Annotated in this window: 20 protein-coding genes; 6 read left to right on the forward strand and 14 right to left on the reverse strand. The window is 62.8% G+C overall.

Annotated elements, in window-relative coordinates; all coding sequences use genetic code 11:
* Positions 1-27 precede the first annotated feature (27 nt).
* From RTQ46_RS17855 to RTQ46_RS17895, 9 genes are all read right to left on the reverse strand, one after another.
* Positions 28-390 carry a hypothetical protein gene (locus RTQ46_RS17855; protein WP_312438671.1) on the reverse strand — a complete coding sequence of 121 codons (363 nt, stop codon included), beginning with the start codon at positions 388-390 and terminating at the stop codon, positions 28-30.
* 19 nt (positions 391-409) lie between these two features.
* Positions 410-1,216 carry a phosphonate ABC transporter, permease protein PhnE gene (gene phnE, locus RTQ46_RS17860; protein WP_312438673.1) on the reverse strand — a complete coding sequence of 269 codons (807 nt, stop codon included), beginning with the start codon at positions 1,214-1,216 and terminating at the stop codon, positions 410-412.
* The gene (locus RTQ46_RS17865; RefSeq protein WP_312438675.1) at positions 1,213-2,025 is read right to left on the reverse strand and encodes an ABC transporter permease; all 813 of its coding nucleotides are present in this window, start codon (positions 2,023-2,025) and stop codon (positions 1,213-1,215) included. The genes phnE and RTQ46_RS17865 overlap by 4 nt, the downstream gene beginning before the upstream one ends.
* A gap of 17 nt (positions 2,026-2,042) precedes the next feature.
* Positions 2,043-2,855, reverse strand: coding sequence for a phosphonate ABC transporter ATP-binding protein (locus RTQ46_RS17870; RefSeq protein WP_312438677.1), 813 nt, complete (start codon positions 2,853-2,855; stop codon positions 2,043-2,045).
* A gap of 134 nt (positions 2,856-2,989) precedes the next feature.
* Positions 2,990-3,856 carry a putative selenate ABC transporter substrate-binding protein gene (locus tag RTQ46_RS17875; RefSeq protein ID WP_312438678.1) on the reverse strand — a complete coding sequence of 289 codons (867 nt, stop codon included), beginning with the start codon at positions 3,854-3,856 and terminating at the stop codon, positions 2,990-2,992.
* A gap of 22 nt (positions 3,857-3,878) precedes the next feature.
* Positions 3,879-4,943 carry a selenide, water dikinase SelD gene (gene selD / locus RTQ46_RS17880; protein ID WP_312438680.1) on the reverse strand — a complete coding sequence of 355 codons (1,065 nt, stop codon included), beginning with the start codon at positions 4,941-4,943 and terminating at the stop codon, positions 3,879-3,881.
* Between the two features lie 70 nt (positions 4,944-5,013).
* Positions 5,014-6,123 (reverse strand): tRNA 2-selenouridine(34) synthase MnmH, encoded by a 1,110-nt coding sequence (gene mnmH / locus RTQ46_RS17885; RefSeq protein WP_312438682.1) that lies wholly within the window; start codon positions 6,121-6,123, stop codon positions 5,014-5,016.
* A 65-nt stretch (positions 6,124-6,188) separates the two neighbouring features.
* Positions 6,189-6,878: an LrgB family protein gene (locus RTQ46_RS17890; protein WP_312438684.1), complete on the reverse strand. Its 690-nt coding sequence runs from the start codon at positions 6,876-6,878 to the stop codon at positions 6,189-6,191.
* Entirely contained in the window at positions 6,875-7,336 is a 462-nt protein-coding gene (locus tag RTQ46_RS17895; protein WP_312438686.1) for a CidA/LrgA family protein, read from the reverse strand. Before RTQ46_RS17895 ends, RTQ46_RS17890 begins: the two co-directional genes overlap by 4 nt.
* A 98-nt stretch (positions 7,337-7,434) precedes the next feature.
* Here RTQ46_RS17895 and RTQ46_RS17900 point away from each other — a divergent pair, with 98 nt between their 5' ends.
* The 6 genes from RTQ46_RS17900 to RTQ46_RS17925 all read left to right on the forward strand — a co-directional run bounded on the left by RTQ46_RS17900 (position 7,435) and on the right by RTQ46_RS17925 (position 14,294).
* Positions 7,435-8,379 carry a LysR substrate-binding domain-containing protein gene (locus RTQ46_RS17900; protein ID WP_312438706.1) on the forward strand — a complete coding sequence of 315 codons (945 nt, stop codon included), beginning with the start codon at positions 7,435-7,437 and terminating at the stop codon, positions 8,377-8,379.
* Position 8,380: 1 nt separating this feature from the next.
* Entirely contained in the window at positions 8,381-9,199 is an 819-nt protein-coding gene (locus RTQ46_RS17905; protein WP_312438688.1) for a glutaminyl-peptide cyclotransferase, read from the forward strand.
* A gap of 218 nt (positions 9,200-9,417) precedes the next feature.
* Positions 9,418-10,077, forward strand: a complete 660-nt coding sequence (locus RTQ46_RS17910) for a hypothetical protein (protein WP_312438690.1) — start codon at positions 9,418-9,420, stop codon at positions 10,075-10,077.
* A gap of 416 nt (positions 10,078-10,493) precedes the next feature.
* Positions 10,494-12,521, forward strand: coding sequence for a ferritin-like domain-containing protein (locus RTQ46_RS17915; protein WP_312438691.1), 2,028 nt, complete (start codon positions 10,494-10,496; stop codon positions 12,519-12,521).
* Between the two features lie 17 nt (positions 12,522-12,538).
* Positions 12,539-13,450: a DUF692 domain-containing protein gene (locus RTQ46_RS17920; RefSeq protein WP_312438708.1), complete on the forward strand. Its 912-nt coding sequence runs from the start codon at positions 12,539-12,541 to the stop codon at positions 13,448-13,450.
* A complete protein-coding gene (locus tag RTQ46_RS17925; protein ID WP_312438694.1) occupies positions 13,443-14,294 on the forward strand; it encodes a DNA-binding domain-containing protein in 852 nt (283 codons plus the stop codon). Before RTQ46_RS17920 ends, RTQ46_RS17925 begins: the two co-directional genes overlap by 8 nt.
* A gap of 65 nt (positions 14,295-14,359) precedes the next feature.
* On the opposite strand, the gene RTQ46_RS17930 is transcribed toward RTQ46_RS17925, so the two are convergent.
* The 5 genes from RTQ46_RS17930 to RTQ46_RS17950 all read right to left on the reverse strand — a co-directional run.
* The gene (locus tag RTQ46_RS17930; protein WP_065308447.1) at positions 14,360-14,608 is read right to left on the reverse strand and encodes a DUF3297 family protein; all 249 of its coding nucleotides are present in this window, start codon (positions 14,606-14,608) and stop codon (positions 14,360-14,362) included.
* Between the two features lie 66 nt (positions 14,609-14,674).
* Complete coding sequence (locus RTQ46_RS17935; RefSeq protein ID WP_312438696.1) at positions 14,675-15,430, reverse strand: OBAP family protein; 756 nt, start codon at positions 15,428-15,430, stop codon at positions 14,675-14,677.
* Between the two features lie 79 nt (positions 15,431-15,509).
* On the reverse strand, positions 15,510-15,866 hold the full coding sequence (locus RTQ46_RS17940) for a hypothetical protein (protein ID WP_312438698.1): 357 nt from the start codon (positions 15,864-15,866) through the stop codon (positions 15,510-15,512).
* A gap of 212 nt (positions 15,867-16,078) precedes the next feature.
* On the reverse strand, positions 16,079-17,173 hold the full coding sequence (locus RTQ46_RS17945) for a S41 family peptidase (protein ID WP_312438700.1): 1,095 nt from the start codon (positions 17,171-17,173) through the stop codon (positions 16,079-16,081).
* Between the two features lie 37 nt (positions 17,174-17,210).
* Positions 17,211-17,736: LytTR family DNA-binding domain-containing protein (locus RTQ46_RS17950; protein WP_312438702.1), on the reverse strand; the 526-nt coding region annotated here is incomplete at its 5' end.

Genomic DNA, 17,736 nt, shown 5'->3' on the forward strand with positions numbered 1-17,736 from the left:
AGATCGGCATTATGTTGGCCGTATCGCTTACGACTGATCCCATACCTCGACCAGCAGCATCTGCTCCGGCGTACAAGCGGCGATCCGCTCCTGATGCACGGTCACGCTGCCTTTCCAGGCCGACGGTTCCGGACCGTTGAAATGGCCCAGGTGCTCCCTGATGCCGCACGCCAGGATGGGCAGCACTACGCTGGCTGCTACCGTAAAGCGGTTCGGATAGCCATTGAAGGCATGCTGCTCGGCCTTGCCCTGCTTGCACAGTTCGAGGATCCAGTCCATGCCGCCCAGGCCGGAGTCCCACGTGGCGAGGGTGGCTTCCTTGCCCCCGTCACCGGGTGCGGCGCGCTGCGCCAGCGTTTCAGTCGTGATTACAGTCCACCAGCCCAGCATATGCCACTCCTTGTAAAAATTATTTGGTCATCGCGCGGCGCAGCAGGTAGCTGAGCGCATCGACGGCGGCCACCATCAGCAGCATGGCGACAATCACGGTGGCGGCCTGCTGCATCTGGAACAGCGACAGATGGTATTTCAGCATTTGCCCCAGGCCACCTGCGCCCACCACGCCAAGAATAGCGGCGGCGCGGATATTATTTTCCCAGCGGTACAAGGTGTACGACATCATCTGCGGGCTGCATTGCGGCAAAGTCGCATACAGGAACGCCACCGCCGGACGCGCGCCGTTGATGCGCAGGGTGGCGGCCGGCAGCGGCGGGCAGTTCTCGAACGCATCGGCAAACAGCCGGCCCAGCACACCCACCGTATGCAGGGCCAGCGCCAGGGTGCCGGCAAACGGTCCCAGGCCGGCGGCGATCAGGAGGATCGAGGCCCACACCAGTTCCGGTATCGAGCGCAGCACGTTCAGGAAGCCGCGCGTGAGATTGCGGAAAACAGAGCCGAAGCGGCCGCTGGCGGGCAGGGCCAGCAGCGCGCCCAGCACGGCGGCGATGACGGTGCCGATGGCCGACATGGCCAGCGTTTCAAAGGTGGCGACGCCGACCTTGGCCAAAAAAGCGGGAGCCAGCTCCGGCGGGGCGAAGCCGTGCAGGAAATCGAGCGTGGTGCGCACCGCCTCGCCGCTGAAAAATTCGCCCCATTTCAGGGGCAGGCTGGCAAAGCTGGCGATGACCAACAGAATCAAGCCGGCCAGCAAGGCCCAGGTCGACCAGCGTACCGGTTCGGCAACCGGCAGGGACGGCAGTGCAAAATCGTGCTTCATGACAGCCTCCGGCGCAGCATGGCGGACACGGCATCGGCGCCGGCCACCAGCAGCACGAACACCATCAGCATGGTGGCCAGCTCGCTGCCGGCCATCATCTTCATCGATTCATCCATGCGCTGGCCCAGCCCGCCGGCGCCGACAAAACCCATCACCACCGAGCCGCGGATCGCGCATTCCCAGCGGTAGATCGTGTACGAGACCAGCTCGGCGGCCGACTCGGGCAGGGCGCCATACAGCAGCGCGGCCAGGCGCCCGCTGCCGTTGTTCAGCAAGGCGTTGCAGGCAGTGGCGTCCGACGACTCCAGGATTTCCGCATACACCTTGCCCAGCATGCCGCAATAGGTCAGCGCAATCGCGATCACGCCGGCGGTCGGCCCCAGGCCGACGATGCGCACCAGTAATAATGCCCACACCAGTTCCGGCACGCTGCGCAGCAAGACCAGCACGGTGCGTACCGCATGGCGCAGGGTGGCGGCCAGCGGCGACACACGGCCGGAACCGATGCGCGAAATCGACAGGCGTTCCGTCACCAGCAGGGTCAGGGGAATCGCACCCAGCATCGCCAGCGCCATGCCGGCGGTGGCCATGGCGATGGTTTCCCAGCTTGACACCAGCACCAGCTGCAAGAATTCCGCAGAGTGGGCCGGCGGCACAAAGCTCGACAGGAACTGCCAGGTGGCGTCCAGGCTTTGCGCATCCCATAAAATCCATGGCTTGAATTCGGCCTGCACCAGCATCGGCCACAGCACGATCACGATCACGGCAGCCGTCGCCAGCCGGCCGCGCCAGGCCGGGTCGCGCGGCATGGCGGACCTGGCTGCCGTCAGCAATGCGGCCTCGCCGGTTCGAGTGGTTCCGCGACAGGATCGAATTCGGGGGCGGGGTCCGCCTTGTTTTGATACAGCGCGGCGATCATGGCGTCGCTGACCTCGCTGGCGGGCGCGTCGAACACCACCTGGCCGTCGCGCAGGCCGATAATGCGCGCAAAGCAGGCACGTGCGATCTCGACCTGGTGCAGGCTACAGATCAGCGTGGCGTTGCGCACCGTCGCTTCTTGCTGCAGCACGGCGATCGTCTGCACGGCCAGCGTCGGGTCGAGCGCGGACAGCGGCTCGTCAACCAGGAATACTTCCGCGTTCGATACCAGCGCGCGCGCCATGCCGCAGCGCTGGCGTTCGCCGCCGGACAGGCGGTCGACGCGCGCATACAGTTTATCCTGCAGATTGAATTTGCCCAGCGCCTCCCACGCGGCGCGGGGGTCCGTCGGCGCCAGCAGCGAGCGGATCGCGGTCCACAGGCTCCATTGCGGCAGCCGTCCTGCCAGCACGGCATTGACCACGCGCTGGCGCGGCGGCAGCGGCGGCGTCTGCGGCGCCAGGAACAATCGTGCGCGCAGCGCATGGCGCCCGTTGCTGGACAGTTGCCACGGCGATTTGCCGAGAAGCTTGAGCGTGCCCGATGCCGGGCGCAAGGCGCAGGCCAGCGTATGGAGCAGGCTGGTCTTGCCGGCGCCGGACGGTCCGATCAGGGCGATCTGCTCACCCTGGGCCACGGCCAGGTCGAGGTCGCGCAGGGCCAGCGCATTGCCGGCGGCGCCCGCGTGGTGGACGCTGACCTGGTGGAGTTGGAATGTCATGCGTAATAGATTGAGATGGTCGGTGGGGCGTAGGTCGGATTAGGCCGCAGGCCGTAATCCGACAACATTGTTGGCGTCCCGGGTGGTGTCGGATTACGCGGCTTCGCCGCTAATCCGACCTACGGCATGACAGATTATTTCAACAACTTCGCGTCGCGCGCGGCCGCTTCGATATCCTTGTAGTTCTCGGCCTTGGTCGGGATAAACTTGGTGGCGCGCTGCAGTTCGAGGATTTCCTTGCCTTCAGGCGTGGACGGGTCCAGCGCCAGGAAGGCGTCGGTCAGTTTCTGGCGCACGGCCGGGTTCATGTCCGAGCGCACGCTCCAGTTATAGTCGTAGTAGCCAGGCGTGGTATAGAACACGCGCACCTTGGCCGGATCGACCTTTTTCGCTTCGACCAGCTTTTCCCATACCGAAATATTCAGCGTGCCGGCATCGACCTTGCCGCCGGCGACGGCCGCCACGGTGGCGTCATGCGCGCCCGAAAACGCGATGCGCTTCATGTCGACATCGGGATTGATCTTGGCGGCCAGCAGGTAGTAGCGCGGCATCAGGTGGCCCGAGGTCGACGATTCCGAACCGAAGGTGAAATTCTTGCCCTTCAGGTCGGCCAGGGTATTGATGTCCTTGCTGGTAGTGACGAACACCGAGCGGAACTTGGTGTCTTCCTCGCGCTGCACCAGCGGCACGATCTTGCCGCCGCTGCGCACGTTGGCCTGCACGAAGGTAAAGCCGCCGAACCAGACCATGTCCAGTTTATGGTTGATCAGGCCTTCCACGGAGGCGGCGTAATCGGTCACCGGCGTAAATTCCACCTTCATGCCCAGCTTTTTCTCCAGGTAGCTGCCCAGCGGCTTGAACTTGCGCTGCAGTTCGGTCGGCGCTTCGTCGGGAATCGCCGACACGCGCAGCACTTGCTGGGCCTGGGCGATGCCGCTGTGGATGGCCAGCGTGGCGGCCACGGTGGCCAGGATGGCGGGGAATTTGGCGAATTTGGTCATGGTTTTACCTTGTTGATGGAAATTAAAATACGGAAACGCCGGTCGTGCCTGCTTGCATCTCGCCGATCAAGGCCGCTTCGGCAAAGCCTTCTGCGCGGAAGATCGCCAGTACCTGCTCGACCGCTTCCGGCGCGCACGACACCAGCAGCGGGCCGGCCGTTTGCGGATCGGTCAGGATGGCCTGGTCGACCGCGCTCACGCCGTCGGCCAGCTGCACCTGCGCGCCATAACCTTGCCAGTTGCGTCCGGACGCGCCCGTGATATTGCCGAGATCGGCCAGCTGCCGCACCTGCTGCATCAGGGGCACGTCGGCCAGCGCGATGCGCGCCTGCAGTCCAGCGCCGCGCGCCAGTTCCAGCGTGTGGCCCAGGAGTCCGAAGCCGGTCACGTCGGTCAGCGCATGCACGCCATCCAGCAGCGCCAGTTTCTTGCCCGGCGTATTCAATTTGGTGGTATTGGCGATCATGGCGGCATAGCCGTCGGCATCGAGCGCGTTCTTTTTCAGCGCCGCCGACAGTATGCCCACGCCGATCGGCTTGCCCAGCACCAGCTTGTCGCCGGCGCGCGCGCCCGCATTGCGCTTGACCTGCGATGGGTGCACCAGGCCCAGCACCACCAGGCCATAGATCGGTTCCACCGAATCGATGGTGTGGCCGCCGGCGATCGGAATGCCGGCCTGGGCGCACACGGTTTCGCCGCCTTTCAAGATCAGGCCGATGGTTTCTACCGGCAGCTTGTTGATCGGCATGCCGACCAGCGCCAGCGCCATGATCGGCGTGCCGCCCATGGCATACACGTCGGATATGGCGTTGGTGGCGGCAATGCGGCCGAAGTCGAACGGATCGTCGACGATGGGCATGAAGAAATCGGTGGTGGCGATCAGCGCCTGCTCGTCGTTGAGCTGGTAGACGGCGGCGTCATCGGCCGTTTCGATGCCGACCAGCAGTTCCTTCGGTATCGGAAAGCCGCCGCTGCCTTTCAAAATATCGGCCAGCACGCCCGGCGCGATCTTGCAGCCGCAGCCGCCGCCATGGGCAAATTCGGTCAATCGGATGGGGGTGGAAGGTGTCGCTGCGTTATCTGACATGGAAGTCCTGCTGATAATGAGTATAGGTAAATTCTTTTTGACCCCAGCGGCAAAATCTGGGGTCGGACCCTCAGGGTCCGACCCCGGCTCTTTCGCCGTTGGGGGTGCTGTCAGAACTGACGATAGCACACAAGCTGCGTGCAGCTTGCTCAAACGCATCTTCCGAAATATCGGCCAGCGGCAGCGGCGCGGCTTGCGCATAGCGGCTGAAATTGCGCTTGATCGACTGCAGATAGGCGGGGTCGTAATGCTGGACCAGCAGTTCTTCCACCAGTTCCGCCATCTGCCCGGCCGACGCCAGTTGCTGCCAGCGCGCAATTTTCTCGCGGCCATGCAGCTGCGTCAACAGGGCCAGCTGAGTATTGAGTTTTTCAGGGTCGCCGACGAAATGATCGTAGTCTTCCATCAGCAGCTGCACCCGGTGCGCCGTGTCGAGCTGCACGGCGGTGCAGTCGGCGGCGCGCATCTTGTCCATCAGCGCGTCGGGCACGCGCAGGCGGCCCACCTTCTTGCTTTCGGACTCGATAAACACGGGTTTACCCGCATCAAACGTGCGCAGCTGCTGCCACAGGCCGCTCTCGAACGCTTTTTGCGATGGCTGGTCTTCCTGAGGCAGGCCGCCCAGCACCGAGCCGCGGTGGGCCGCCAGCTGTTCCAGGTCGATCACCTGTGCGCCCTGACGGTGCAGCACCTGCAGCAGGCGGCTCTTGCCGCTGCCGGTCGGACCGCACAGCACGTTGATAAAGTTGAAGGCGCCGGGCAGAGTGGCCAGCTCGGCGTTCACATGGCGCCGGTATTCCTTGTAGCCGCCATCGAGCTGGACCACGGGCCAGCCGATGCGCGCCAGGATATGCGCCATCGAGCCGCTGCGGTTGCCGCCGCGCCAGCAATAGACCAGCGGTTGCCAGTCCTGCGGATGGCCGAGGAAATGTGTTTCGATATGGCGCGCGATGTTTTTTGCCACCAGCGCCGCGCCCAGCTTTTTCGCTTCAAACGCGCTGGTCTGCTTGTACAGCGTGCCGACCGTGATGCGCTCGTCATCGTCCAGCACCGGCAGGTTGATGGCGCCCGGCAGATGGTCTTCGGCAAACTCGGACGGGCTGCGCACGTCGATAATGGCGTCGAACTGGTGCAGGCGCGGCAGGATCTCGGCGAAGGGCAAAACAGCGGGGTATTTCATTCTGGCGGGGCCGGGTCGACTGGGAAAGACGTATTATCCCCGATAACCGCCTGCGGCGTGTGCGGTCAACCGAGCAGGTGTCCGATGGCCGGCGCCAGCAGCACCGTCACCACGCCCGAGAAAATCATGGTCAGGCTGGCCACTGCGCCTTCTTCGGTTCCGACGCGGCGCGCCACCGACAAGCCAAAGCCGTGCGCCGCCGCGCCATACGGGGCGCCACGAGCGATGCGCATGCGCAGCGGCAGCAGTTTCAGCAGCGGTTTGCCCAGCATCAGCCCGAACAGCCCGGTCATCACGACAAAAATGCCGGTCAGCTGGGCCGAGCCGCCCATCTGGCGCGATGCTTCCAGCGCAAACGGCGTGGAAACCGAGCGCGCCAGCAGGCTGCGCGCCATGTCGCCATGCACGCCCAGCAGCCGGTCCAGCAGCAGGGTGGCCGCCAGCGAGGCCACGATGCCGGCGCAGCTGCCCAGCGACAGGGCCAGCCAGTGCTTGCGGATCAGCTTGCGTTCCTGGAAGATCGGCAGCGCAAACGCGACCGTGGCGGGACCGAGCAACCACGGCAGCCAGCGCGTTTCGCCGAAATAGGTGGCAAACGGGGTGGAGGTGGTTTGCACGATGATGATCAGGATGGCCGAGGTGCAGATCGCTGGCGTGAGCAAAAAATGCGGATGGCGCCGGTGCAGCGCCTGGTTGGCATAGAACAGCACCAGGGTCAGCAGCAGGAACAGCAGCGACAGCAGCAGGGTGTTCATGCGAGCCTCCGTGCCGCGCGCCGGCGCAGCAGCTTTTTCAGGCGCAACCGGCGCTCGTAGCGGCACACCCATTCCACGGTAAACGCGGTGGCCAGCATCACGCAGGCAAAGCCGAGGCCGATATCGAGCAGCAGGATCACTCCCTTGGCCCTGATCAGATCCGTAAATTGCACCACCGATACCACCAGCGGAATAAAGAACAGCAGCATATTGGCCAGCAGCCAGTTCGCGCCCAGTTCGATCGCGCCAGGTTTTACCATGCCCGACGCCAGCAAGGCGACCAGCACGAACAGGCCCACCACGCCGCCCGAGAACGGCAGCTGCAAGGCATCGGCCGCCTGGTCGGCCGCCCACCAGGCCGCGATCAGCACGCCGACCTGCCATAGCGTCGATGCCGGACGGCGCCAGGCGGGAGCGGCAGTCGGGGGCAAGGTTGAGGGAGAGCAGCTGGCACGCATGGCGATCTTTCAATAGCGGAAGATTGCATTGTAGGCGGCGATGATTAAAAGATAAAATGACTTAAACTTATGAAGTTCATTCGATATTGGAATGCATGATGGATATCCGCTCGCTGCGCTACTTTGTGGAAGTGGCCGAACAGAACAGTTTTACGCGTGCCGCCGCCAGGCTGCACGTGACGCAGCCAACCGTGAGCAAGATGATCGCGCAGCTGGAACAGTCGCTGGACCTGCCGCTGCTGGACCGGGTCGGCAAAAAATTCACCCTGACCGACGCCGGCAAGGTGGTGCTGGCGCGCGCGCATGAGCTGCTGGCCCTGCATGCGGAGCTGAAAGTGGAGCTGCGCGACCTGCAGCAGCTGGAACGGGGAGAGTTGCGCATGGGTGTGTCGCCGCAGACACATATGGCGATCGCGCCATGGCTGGCCGAATATCACCAGCGCTATCCCGGCATCGAGCTGAAGATGGTGGAAAGCGGCACCCAAGCCATCGAGCGCGACCTGCGCAAGGGCACCGTCGAACTCGGTACCATGCTCGACTATCCGGGCAATGCGGCCAGCTGGCAGGAATTTGAATCGCTGCCGCTGGTGCGCTCGCCCTTGTGCCTGTTGGCGCCACCCGCTTCCATCTGGCAAGGGCGGCACAGCGTGGGCCTGTCCGAGCTGGCCGACAGTCCGTTCGTGTTCTATGGCGACACCTTTGCGCTGAACGAGATCGTGCTCGACGCCTGCCAGCGCGCCGGCTTCGTGCCGCGCATGACCAGCCGCAGCGGGCAATGGGACTTTATCGCCTCGCTGGTGCGCCTGGGCGTGGGCGTGTGCCTGCTGCCCAAGATGTTCTGCGACACGCTCGACGCGAGCCAGTTCGCCATCGTGCCCTTGCTTGATCCGCCGGTGGAATGGAATCTGATGCTGGCCTGGCGCCGCACGGGCAGGCTGTCGTTTGCCGCCCGCGCCTGGCTGGACCTGGTGCGCGCGCACATGGCTGCGCACACCCAGGATACTGCCCGATTACAATATGCCACCGCAACCACTTTCCCATGACATGTACACCACCGTAAAAGCCTTCTGCAAACGCGCCACCGATTCCATGCTGCCGGGCTTGCTGGTGACTGCCGCGCTGATGGGGCCGATGGCCTCGGCCCAGGCCGTGATCCCCGTCTACGGCTTCCTGGTCAAGAACACCTATCCGCACGACCCGCGCGCGTTCACCCAGGGCCTGCTGTTCAGGGACGGCCATCTGTATGAGAGCACGGGTCAGAACGGCCAGTCGTCGCTGCGCAAGGTCGACCTGAAGACGGGCAGGGTACTACAGCGCGAAATGCTGGAGCAGAGCGTGTTCGGCGAAGGCATTACCGATGTGGGCGATGAAATCATGGCGCTGACCTGGACCACGCAGACCGGCTATGTGTTCGACCAGAAAACCTTCAAGCTCAAGCGCAAGTTCGAATACAAGGGCGAAGGCTGGGGCCTGGCCAGCGATGCGAAGTATGTCTATATGAGCGACGGCAGCGCCGCCATCCGCGTGCTGAACCCGAAAACCATGGCCGAAGTACGCCGTTTCGACGTCAAGGCCGAAGGCAAGGCCATCGACCGCCTGAATGAACTGGAAATTGTCGACGGCCAGCTGTTTGCCAATGTCTGGGGCGCCGACGTGATCGCCCGCATCGACCCTGCCAGCGGCAAGGTGGTGGGCTGGATCGACCTGACGGGCCTGCTGCCGCCCGAGCAGCGCGGCACCGCCAATCCCGACGCCGTGCTCAATGGCATTGCCTGGGACAAGCACGGCAAGCGCCTGTTTGTGACCGGCAAGCTGTGGCCCAAGCTGTTCGAGATCGAGCTGATCGAGATCCAGCGGCACTGATGCCATGCGTTTGCTTGCTGTACTGGCAAGCGGCGCCATGGTGCGATGACTGGCAGCCCCACGCACCAAGTCGCCGATGCGGGCAATGGTCATTCAAGGACACGGACAGGGTAGCCACTCGATCAGCCGACCACCCGATGGCTGCATTCCAACTCAATGGAAAGCGATTTCAGCATGCAGCACTATCGGATGGCAATGGTTTATTTCAGAGATAAAACATGACCAAAGCAGAATTCAAAAAGAAGATACAAGCCGGGATAGCGTCAGTATTGATCGACCTGAATTACACTCGCGACAAAAGCCGGGCATCGTTCGTAAAGAATACTGAAGCGTGCGAAGTCAGGATCAGCCATGAAGCCACATCGGCGGGCTACCCTGAAAACATTGTTTCGATTAACGTACTGGTTTTTATTGATCTGCCCGAGATAAATAAGATCGGACACCAAATATTCAGCGCGCCAGTCGTGAACCCGGCTACGCTGTGGGGCAATATCCGGCTTTTTACCCCCGCCAACAGCAACATGAACACCAGCTACTATTTTGACCTCTTGCAGGATTTTAAAATTCAGATGGAGCGGCTGATTAAAGACCTCAAAATATTTGATGACTTTGCTGCAAAAATCAACCATATCGGCGCGCTGTCTAATGAGAAACTCTCCAAAGTGCCGCTGCTGCGCAAAAATTTTGAAGGCGGACTTGGCTGGGACTACAAATACGGATGCCCGCAATATATCTCCATAATTCATGCCTTGAATAACGAGTTCTCGGATGCCAGAGTGTGCGCAGAAAAGTCCTCCCACCTGACCAGTTCTGAAAAATCCTTGCTTTATAAATTCATTGACGAAAAAAACACGGCTGCGAACGGCGTTGTTACATAAGGCAATTAATTAAATAACAACAACCTCCAGGCGGATATTGGCTATCCTTGCGGCACCGTTCACAGGAGCCACACCTGACTACGGCTACCGCAAACTGCGCTGTCGCGCCACTGTGATCATTCCCGGATAGTCACTACTGTAACGATAGTTACTCGCCGATGATCTGCGGCGGCTGGTTTATACACGCACGCGAATTATAAAATCTATCCAATTGTCATCAATCGAATGGAAATCACTGTTTTTTCGGGGCAGGGTTGCGGCTGAGCGAATCAAAAACGGCTCTTTTTTACCGACTCAAAATATTGCCGTATAAATACTTTTCTTGGGATTATCATATTCTCGCCATTGCCGGCGCCACGCAGCAGGGCGCCGTCGTCGGCAACCATCCAATATGCAATCTTCCTGGAGAGACCAGCATGAAAATGCCCGAAGCAGGCAGCACCCAACCATTCATCAAGAATCGTCCGCTCGACCAGCTCGCCACCGATACGGCGGCCGTGCGCGCCATTGCGCAGGCGGCTGTCAGCGTCGAGCTGTTTACCATTCCGCTGTACATGGCCACCATGTATTCGATCTACGGCACGCATCAGATCAATTCGAAAGGCGTGCGCTACTATGAAGGACGCCAATGGCCCGGCATGAGCACCACCGCGCGGCCAGAGTCGAACGAGCAGAAGGCGTTCAATATCATCTTCAGCGTATTCATCCAGGAAATGCTGCACTTGCAGATGGCCTCGAATATCGCCACCGCCATCGGCGCGGCGCCGTCTTTTACCGGTACCGAATTGCAGGATCTGGAACACGGCTGGACCTGCTATGGCGCACAGCTGAGCACGATTCCGCATATCGTCGACCTGAAAGACACCAGCAGCTACAGCCAGGTGCGCGTCAACCTGGAAGAGCTGAACGCCAATCAGTGCGAGCTGTTCCGCGCCATCGAGCAGCCGGAACACCAGGCGCGCGAAGAGCTGCGCGCGTTCGACAGCGTCAACCACACCAAGTATTTCCCGGAAGTGCCGCTGGCGGGCTGGACGCCGGGCAAGCATGTGCACGACCTGCCGCTGTTCGGCACCATCGGCTATATGTACGAATGCTACGCGCGCTATATCAGCATCGAATACGAGGATGGCCAGACACTGTGGCAGAAACTGTACGTCAACAATTCGGTGCAGCAGGACATGTTCAACACCACCGTCAAGGGCCATGAAAAGGCCGAGTTCCCCAAGTTTGCCACCAGTTTCGGCAAGAACAACCAGGACGGTGGCAATATCACCTCGTTCAACCAGGCGATCGACATGATGGCCGCCATTACCGACCAGGGCGAAGGCAGCGACGGCGCCATCAAGCGCTACCGCCGCAGCGCAGCGGCCATGCTGATGGCCGTGCAGCCCGACTACCGCGAAGACGATGCGGCGCTGAAAGCCGATTATCCGTCGTACACCAACGACGGCAAGGACGCCGAGTCGCGCGACGCGGCCGCCCGCCACGACAGCGCCAGATACGACCACTACGAGCGCTTTGGCCAGGTGCAGGACATGCTGCCCGTGATGACCTGGAAGCAGTGGCATGGCGAGGGCAACCGCTGGGACGAAGCGCTGCTGACCAACGAGCGCTACAACCCGGGGACGGCGCCGAAGAATATCCCGACCCCGGCCGAGGTGGCGGGCGCGCTGAACCGCCTGAAGGACAAGTCCGATACCCTGCAAATGCTGAGCACGGTGGCCACCGGCGCCATCTACGGCATCACTTCTGTACTCGATACCTATTGGCAAGTTCAGGATACCGACTTCCCGTATCCGTCGATGGTGGGCGCCGGCGACCGCATGGCCATCTGCTGGGCCGTGCTGGGCCAGGCACCGAACCTCGGAACGGGCGTGCCGGTGCGCGACAAGGATGTGTTGTACCACGCCTGCCAGGGCATGCACCTGGAAGGCGAGGCGGAGTCCACCTGCGCCGCGCTGGCCGTGTATCACACCTGCCGCGGCTCGAACGGCTGCCACGCCCAGGGCGGTTGCGGCTTTGCCCAGCTCGACACGGGCGGCGGCCAGTGCGGCGGGTCCTCATGCGGCCATTCGGCCAAAGTGACCAAGGTGGCCGGCAATCTGTGCGGCGCGCCAAAACCGGCGCCGCCGGCTCCCGAGGACCAGGTGTACAGCGCGCCGAGCGATAACAAATGCGCGACCTTCGGCGGCTGCGCGGTGCCGATCTCGGCCTCGCAGCTGTTTCCGAACGCCACGCCGGGCAACATGACCTTGTACAATTTCGGTCCCGGACCCGATCACAAGGCGCAGTCGCTGGGCGAGACGCTGAGCTTTGCGCTCGGCGAAAACGTGTATGACAAGGCCTGGGAAGCGTACAGCAAGGTGATGGCGGCGCGCGGTGAAACCCCGGCAGCCAAGCCCGCGCCGACCGATCTGCGCCTGGCCCTGCCGCCGTCGACCTGATGACGGCCGCCAAGCAACTGGCGGCTCCCCGCCTGGGCCTGCCGCATCTGGGCCTGGGCGTCGGACTGCGCCCGCAGCACTACCAGCACATCCTGGAACACGGCCCGCAGGTGGACTGGTTCGAGATTATCAGCGAGAACTTTATCGGCAATCATGGCTATGGCCGCCATGTACTCGAGCAGGTGGCGGCGCAGGTGCCGATCGTCATGCATGGCGTGTCGCTGTCGATCGGCAGCAGCGATCCGCTCGACCTGGCGTACCTGGCCAGGCTGCGCCAGCTCGCTGCCGAATTTCGGCCGGCCTGGGTCTCGGATCACCTGTGCTGGACCGGCGCCGCCTCCGTCAACAGCCACGATTTGCTGCCGCTGCCATTGGACGAAGCGAGCTTGCGCCATGTGGCCGCGCGCGTGCACCAGGTGCAGGATTTTATGGGGCGCCCGCTGATCCTGGAGAACCCCAGCACCTATGTCGAATTTGCCAGCTCCAGCATGCCGGAATGGGAGTTCCTGGGCCGGCTGGCCGAGGACACGGGCTGCGGCCTGCTGCTCGACGTCAACAATGTATACGTCAGCGCGCACAACCACGGCTATGACGCGGCCCATTACATCGGCCAGTTGCCGCACCGGCACATCGTGCAGATCCACCTGGCCGGCCCCACCGATTGCGGCGAGGTGCTGATCGACACCCACGATGCGCCGGTGCCGGCCGCCGTCTGGCGGCTGTATGCGCTGGCGCAGCGGCTGACGGGCGGCGTGTCGGCGCTGCTGGAGTGGGACGCGAATATTCCGCCATATCCGCAATTGCTGGCCGAACTGGCCAAGGCACGCGCGGCAGAACGGGGCGAATGTGTCGACGAGCCACCAATCGTACAGGCGCGCGGCGCCGTGTCCAGTCCGCTCGGCTTTCATCTGGGAGACGTCCATGCCTGAATCGCAGCAAGTTCCACTGGCGCAGTTGCAAGCATGGTTCCTGACGGCCATGACGGCGCCCGGCGGCGCGGCGCGCGGCGCCGAACTGGCGCAGCAGCGCCATGGCCTGGCACAGGGAGACGTGCTCAAGGACGCAGGCAACAGGCAGGCGCGCCTGCATATCTATGCGGAAGGCTATGTGCAGCGCCTGCTCGAATGCCTGCAGGCCGACTTTCCCGTGCTGCGCCGTACCATGGGCGCGGAGCTGTTCGATTTTTTTGCGCGCGCCTATGTGTGGCGCCACCCGTCGCGCTCGCCCACGCTGTACGACCTGGGCGGCGGCTTTGCCGATTTCCTGGCGGCCAGCCAGCCGCCCGGCAGTGCAGGACTGCTGCAGTTTCCGATCGAGCTGGCGCGGCTGGAGCGGGCGCGCAGCGAGGCGGGCAGGGCGCCGGGGCTGGAAAAACACCCGCAGTCTCCCATGCATGAGATCGGCTGGCTGCTGGGGGAAGACGCCGGGGTCAACCTGGCGCCGTGCACGCGGCTGCTGGCCCTGTCGTTTCCCATGCAGGCCTTCTGGCGCGAGGCGCAAACGGCGCACGATGGGGATGTGCCGCCGCAGCCAGAACCCGGCGCAAGCTATCTGGCCATTGCGCGATTGCATTACCGGCTCAGCATGCACAGCTTGCTGCCGTGGCAGTTCCACTTTCTGCTGGCGGCACGGCAGCAGCCATCGGCTACCTTGCATGACTGTGCATTGCAGGCGGCCGATGCCTGCTCGCTGCCACGCGACGAACTGCTGGCCGACGCCATGCTGTGGCTGCCGATGGCCGCAGCAGCGGGATTAATCGGCAGCAGCGGCTGAACGTCGTGGCGCCAGACGCAAAAAAGGCCGATCGAATCGGCCTTTTGCAACAGGACGGTCAGGTATCAGCGGTAAAACGCTTCGACCTTGCCTTTCAGTTTGATCTGCAGCGGACGGCCGCGGCGGTCCAGCGACTTGGTGGAAGCCACTTTGATCCAGCGTTCGCTGATGCAATATTCTTCGACATCGAGGCGTTCCTTGTCGTTGAACTTGATGCCCACGTCGTTTTCAAACACGGCGGCGACGTGATAAGGGCTGCTGGGGTCGATCGACAGGCGATCGGGCAATGGGGGTAAGGTAGTGGTATCGTTCATGGCCGCAATTATCGCCCAGAATGCGCCGGCAGACAACGGGCGCATGGGGGCTTGTGGCCACGGCGCCTATTTTTGCGCGTGCGCCGCCTCGCCATGGCCGGTTCCGGCCGGGTCGGTCAACTGGATCACCGTGCCATGCTGCCAGGCGTCCGCGCCCGGATCGATGGCGGGCGCGGCGATATCGGCGCGCTGGCGGCGCTTTTCCTGCGCGTCGACCTTGAAACGCGCATCGCGTCCGGCCACCATGGCCGCATCGGCCTGGCCGTCCTGCGTGAATCCCATCATCAGCTGCGGCACGCCCAGCGGCAGTTCCTTGTGCAGATCCGTATGCCAGGTATGCCAGGTCTTGCCATAGGTGCCGACCAGTTTTTGCATCAGGGTTTTCTCTGCGACCGCCGGAATGCCGGGCGCGATCAGGTGGCCCGACTTCACTTCATGCACGTGGCTGTGCCACAGCGCCTTTTCGGCCGCCGGCAGTCCCTGGTACAGCTTGCCGCTGACAATATATTCGACCCCCATCAGCTTGGCGTCCTTGACGTTGCCATCGTAAATCACGCACTGGATCACGTCCTCGTTGACGATGGCGCAATAATGATGGGCTTCCATCTGGCTTTTCATATCGCCATTGTAAAAATGAAAACCGTCGAGATAGGCATTGAGCGCCGCAATCGGCGGCTTGTCCTGCAATACCGCGGCGCCCGCTTCCAGGGTGCGCGTCGATATTTTCGCCGGCGCGCCGGGCGCGTCGACTTTTGACTCGCTATTGTCGGCACCGCAGGCAGCCAGGCAAAGCGACAGCAGCAGGGTGTACGGATATCTCATGGCAGGGTGTCCCCATGGCAATCGGCCAGGCGGGCAATATGCCGGCCTGGCCGAGTAGTGATGCTGCTAACCGATAAAATTAGCGCTTGGCGTCATTCTTGTGGCTTTGACGGCCGGCTTCCACATGCTGTTCATGGGTGCCGCCGCGCGAACCGGAACCCGAGCCGGAGGCCGACTGCTGGTTGCCCTGCGAGCGGTCCGATTGCTGGTTGCCCTGGGCATTGCCTGACTGCTGCGAAGAACCGGCGCGGCTGGCGTCGTTCTTGTGGCTCTGGCGGCCGGCTTCCACGTGCTGCTCGTGCGTGCCGCCTTGCTTGCCGGCGCTTTGCTGGTTGCCGGACTGCTGATTACCTTTTTGCATGTTATCGGACTGTTTGTCCGACGACGATTTGCTGGTCTGGTTCGATTGGTTGGCGGTGGTTTTGTTCGAGTTCATGATAGTTTCCTTTATATAAGTTGGATACATATGCATGACAGCCCGTGGCTGCCTGACCTGCTTGTTTCCGGTGCGCCTCCGTTGGCGATGCAATCAATGGCGCGTCGGAGAAAACATTGTCTCCGCCACGCCCGAGCCTGTGCATAGGGGTACTGCCTGCCAGCGTGTAGGAAAACTCTGTGGTGCAAGGCAACCATTTCCAAATGTTATGTTTAAGGCTCGCCCCTGAGCGTATAGACGGGCTTGTCGGATTCCCCTTTCTCCGCCATGGCCAGCAGGCGCTGCAGTTCCGTGCGCTCGGCGTCGTCCTTTGCCGATGACGCCAGGCTGCGCAGGATGGCGACATGGGCTGCCTGCAGGGCCTGCGCTGCGGGCACGGCGATGTCCGGCTTTACGCCGACATGCTCCCAGTTGGTTTTGGTAACGGCGTTGGTCGCGCGCGAGGTGGGGATCGCCACCACGATGCTGCTGCCCATGGCGAACCAGCCGACGGGATTGGAGCCGCCGCCGGTGGTTTCGCCGACCAGCGTGCCGCGCTTCTGGGTCTGGAAATCATAAGCGCAATCTTCCCCGGCGGAAAACGTGCGAGCCGAGGTCAGTACATACACGGGCTTGTCGTAACGCTGTGCGACCGTCCTCACGGTCCAGTACTGCTGCGTCGTGCCGGTGGGCCGATGGTACATGTCGATCAGGTGGCGTTCGTCGCCGAGCGGGAAGAAATGGCTCATCAGGTAAGCCACGCTGTTCGGGCTGCCGCCGCCGTTGCGGCGCAGGTCGAGGATCAGCGCATCGGTCCCCGCCAGCAGCGACAGCGCCGCCGAGTACGCGGGGCCGACGAATTCCGTGGCGCCAAAACCGCGCAGTTCGATGTAGCCGACGTTGCCCGGCAGGCGTTCGATCTTCTCGATGCCGTAGCCCCAGCGCGCCATCCGTTCGCGCGACTCCTCCATCCTGGCGCGGCTCGGTGGCTCGGCATTCCTGCCGGACTCACGGAATCCTTCGTCCAGCGTGGTGCCGAAATGCAGGTCGCCGCTCAATTCGCGCAAATCTTTTGCCAGCGCCACACTGAACGCTTTCGCGTTGCTGGCGTCCTTGTAGCCGCCGTCGGCATGCTTTTTGGCGATCGCGCCGCCGACGCGTTCGGCCACCGCCGGGTCGATATAATTGGCGTTGATTTTCGCGACCAGTGTCTGCACGATCGCAGCGCGGGCGGACGCGTCCAGCACGGTGCCCTCGGCCGCAAAGGCAGGCAACGACAACAGCGCGGCCATCACGACCGCTGCAATAAATTTCTTTCCATCTACCATACGTCTCTCCAGGTTGAACTACGAAAATGCACATGAATCATGCGGGTTTGTTGCCGGCCTGTTGCAGTGCCTGCGCCAGCGCCGGCATATAAGAGCGGCTGGCGCGCAGCACGCTGCCGTCGCGCAGGCGCAGCATGGCGTCGCGGTTGGTCAGCGAGCGCAATTCGGCGATCAGGTCCAGCCGCACGATGGCTGAACGGTGCACGCGCTGGAACTGGCGCGGATCGAGCTGCAGCGCCAGGTTGTGCAGGCGTTCGCGCACCAGCCAGGTCTTGCCGTTCGCATGCAGGCAGGCGTAGTCGCCGTCTGCCTCGATGCGCTCGACGTCATCGACCGGCACCAGCACCGTGCGCGACCCCACGCGAACGCTGAAGCTGCGTACCGGCGCCATTGGCAATGCGGCGGCGCGGCCCTGGCCGCGGTAGGGAAAAGCCTGCCTGGCGCGGTCCAGCGCTTCATCGAAGCGTTCGTCATCGACGGGTTTGAGCAGGTAATCGAGGGCGGCCAGTTCGAACGCTTGCAGGGCGAAACTGTCATGGGCGGTAAGCAGGATCGCCATCGGC

Origin of the sequence: Janthinobacterium sp., from assembly GCF_031995485.1 — a bacterium.
Lineage (GTDB): Bacteria > Pseudomonadota > Gammaproteobacteria > Burkholderiales > Burkholderiaceae_D > Janthinobacterium.